Raw genomic sequence first — 2,929 nt, 5'->3', positions numbered from 1 at the left:
GGCGTTCGGTTCCACATGCGGCATCGGTGGACGGGCTGGGACGATGAATTTTCGGCGGATCGGGAATTCGCTACGCCGGGCGGTCTGCCTGAACAAGATCCGCGATCCGTCACCGCGGAACCCCATCCTTTGCAGGCTCTACGGTTCGCCACACCGGATGGCGAGCGTCGGGTTCAAGCCGATGCAGTCGTGCTCGCACTGGGTGGCGCAAGCTGGCCTCGGCTTGGCTCCGACGCCGCGTGGATCCCGCACCTGGAAGCGCGCAACGTGGGCATATCGCCGTTCGAGCCATCGAATTGCGGTTTCGATATCGACTGGAGCGAGCACTTCAGCAGCCGCTTTGCGGGCGAGCCGTTGAAAGCCGTCGCGCTCGGCTTGCCGCGTGCGGAGGGTGGCGTCGACTGGCGGATGGGCGAATGTTTGCTGACATCGACGGGTATTGAAGGCAGTCTGATTTACGCGATGTCGGCGCGTATCCGCGATCGGCTAAAGGCGGGTGACGCCACGTTCCTTCTCGATCTCGTTCCGGCTCTGACGCAGCAACGCGTCAACGACGAGGTGACGCATCCGCGCGGCGCCCGTTCAATGTCGAGTCATTTGCAAAGCCGCCTGAACCTGACGGGTGCGAAGGCGGGGTTGTTGCGCGAAGTGCTGAGCCGGGAAGATTTCTCCGATACCACTCGCCTTGCGCAACGCATCAAGGCGTTGCCGTTGACCGTGAGGTGCCCAAGGCCGATCGCTGAGGCGATCAGCAGCGCGGGCGGTGTGAGGTTCGAATCGCTCGATGCGCAGTTGATGGTGCGCGCGCTGCCCGGCGTTTTCTGCGCGGGCGAGATGTTGGACTGGGAAGCGCCGACAGGGGGTTACTTGCTCACCGCCTGTTTCGCGAGCGGACTGGTCGCCGGCGAGGCCGCGTTGGCTTATGTGAAGGGGATGGCCGCGAGTCAGGCATGAATGCCTGGAGAACCCACACGCGAAACGGAGTTCGCGCCAGCCGAACCCCGTTCAAACGGGGCTCGGCCGGCCGCAAGCCCGCAAACACTCAAACTCAAGCCCGCACTAGCCGCCACAACGACGTGACTTCGGCAGAACGAGCGTGATGCAGCGGATCGGCTTTATCGACGGCGCGGGGGTGAGTGGGGCGCACGTTCATCCGTCCATCGACCTTCAGCCCGGCCCGATCTATCCATTCCTGCAATTGGGCGCGCGTACGCAGGCCGAGATGTTCCGCGATGTCGGAAAGAATCAGCCAGCCCTCGCCGCCCGGCGTCAGATGGGCGGCGAGACCGTCGAGGAAACCTCGCAGCATGCGGCTTTCAGGATCGTAAATCGCGTGTTCGATCGCGGAACTCGGACGCGCCGGAATCCACGGCGGGTTACAGACCACGAGCGGTGCGCGGCCTTCCGGAAACAGATCGGCTTCGACCACTTTCACTTGCTGCGTAAAGCCGAGCCGCTCGATATTTTCCTTCGCGCAGGCCAGCGCGCGCGGGTCAGTTTCCGTCGCAATTACGCGCGATACGCCGCGCTGCGCCAACAGGGCCGCTAGCACGCCGGTGCCAGTGCCAATATCGAACGCTAGTTCTTTCGACGGCAACGGCTGATCCGCGATCAGCTTGATGTACTCGCCGCGCACCGGGGAAAACACGCCGTAATAAGGATGAATCCGCGCGCCCAACGCCTCGACATCGACGCCCTTCTTGCGCCACTCGTGCGCGCCGACCAGTCCGAGCACCTCGCGCAACGACACAATCGACTCGCCGGTCGCATCGCCATAAGCCTCCTCGCACGCTTCCTTTACCGCAGGCGCGCGACGCAGCGGAATCGCGTATTCGGCGTCGAGTGGCAGCAAGAACATGCCGAGTGTGCGGGCGCGCTGCGACTGCGCCAGCCGATGCAAGTTGAACGCTTCGTCGGGAGCCGGCGGCGGGGCGGGCGGGGCATCGGGCGCGGCGCTGCGTTCCTTGGCCTTCGCCTTTGCCGACTTACGCGGGCGCGTCTCAATACGTCGCGTGACCGCCTGCAACAACTGGCGAGCGTTCTGGAAATCGCCGCGCCATAGGATGGCGGTGCCTTCGCACGCTAGCCGATAGGCCGAATCGGCGGTCATCTGGTCATCGCCTATCACCACGCGCTTGGGCGGCGCGATCCCGCTTTCCGAGCGCCAGAGCGCCGAGCGGCTTTCGCCTTTTTCCTCCCACTGGATGACGGAGGGTGCGGCAGTTGGGATCGAGTTTTTGGAGTGCATGCTGAATAGGTACCGAACAAATTAAGAGCCGACAGGCGGTTTGCCCTCCATTCTGAGGGCATTTGCCGGAATGGTCCGATTTTCAAGTACGAAAGCTGTTCGAGTGAGGGCGGCAGGGCGATGCGCGCGTGACATCCGCCGTCTTGGGTTCCTGTGGTTTGACCTGCGTTTGAGCCACGTTTTACCTTGTTCGACCGCGTTTGACCCGCCGCGCAGTCAGTCCTCGTTGAGGCACAATCGCCCTTTCACTCAAACCAATTCGCTCACCGATGACCCTTCGCGCCTTGTCCACCCTCGCCGCCGCAGTTCTGCTCGCGTCCGTCACGCCGTTTTCGGGCGTCTTCGCCCAGGAACCCGCGGCGGATCACTGGGTCAGCGCGTGGAGCACAGCTTTACAGTCGATTCCGGAGCGCGCAAACCTGCCGGCGCTTTATCGTGCGCCGGATGTTGGTGGTCGCACGGTTCGGCAGATCGTCTATCCGGCTATCGATGGCCGGCACGTCCGGCTCCGTTTTAGCAATGAGTTCGGAAAGGCTCCGGTCGTGATCGGCAGCGTGCAGGTAGCGCGCGCCGTGGCGGGCAACCAGGCCGCGACGCGGGCCGGAACCAGCCGCCCGGTGACGTTTTCCGGCCGGCCGAATGTCACGATTGCGCCGGGCGCGCAGATTGACAGCGACCCAC

Annotated in this window: 2 protein-coding genes and 1 pseudogene; 2 read left to right on the top strand and 1 reads right to left on the bottom strand. The window is 63.9% G+C overall.

Going from position 1 to position 2,929, the window contains the following annotated elements; all coding sequences use genetic code 11:
- Positions 1-954: TIGR03862 family flavoprotein (locus WCA53_RS25865; protein ID WP_423917127.1), on the top strand; the 954-nt coding region annotated here is incomplete at its 5' end.
- A 94-nt stretch (positions 955-1,048) separates the two neighbouring features.
- Here the strand turns inward: WCA53_RS25865 and WCA53_RS25860 are convergent.
- Positions 1,049-2,248 (bottom strand): methyltransferase, encoded by a 1,200-nt coding sequence (locus WCA53_RS25860; RefSeq protein WP_423917123.1) that lies wholly within the window; start codon positions 2,246-2,248, stop codon positions 1,049-1,051.
- A gap of 269 nt (positions 2,249-2,517) precedes the next feature.
- On the opposite strand from WCA53_RS25860, the pseudogene WCA53_RS25855 reads away from it, so the two are divergent.
- A pseudogene (locus WCA53_RS25855) lies at positions 2,518-2,929 on the top strand (SGNH/GDSL hydrolase family protein); the annotation flags it as partial.

Source organism: Caballeronia sp., assembly GCF_049581465.1.
Lineage (GTDB): Bacteria > Pseudomonadota > Gammaproteobacteria > Burkholderiales > Burkholderiaceae > Caballeronia.
The sequence above is the reverse complement of the archived record's forward strand: the minus strand, read 5'-3'. Positions and strand labels throughout refer to the sequence as shown.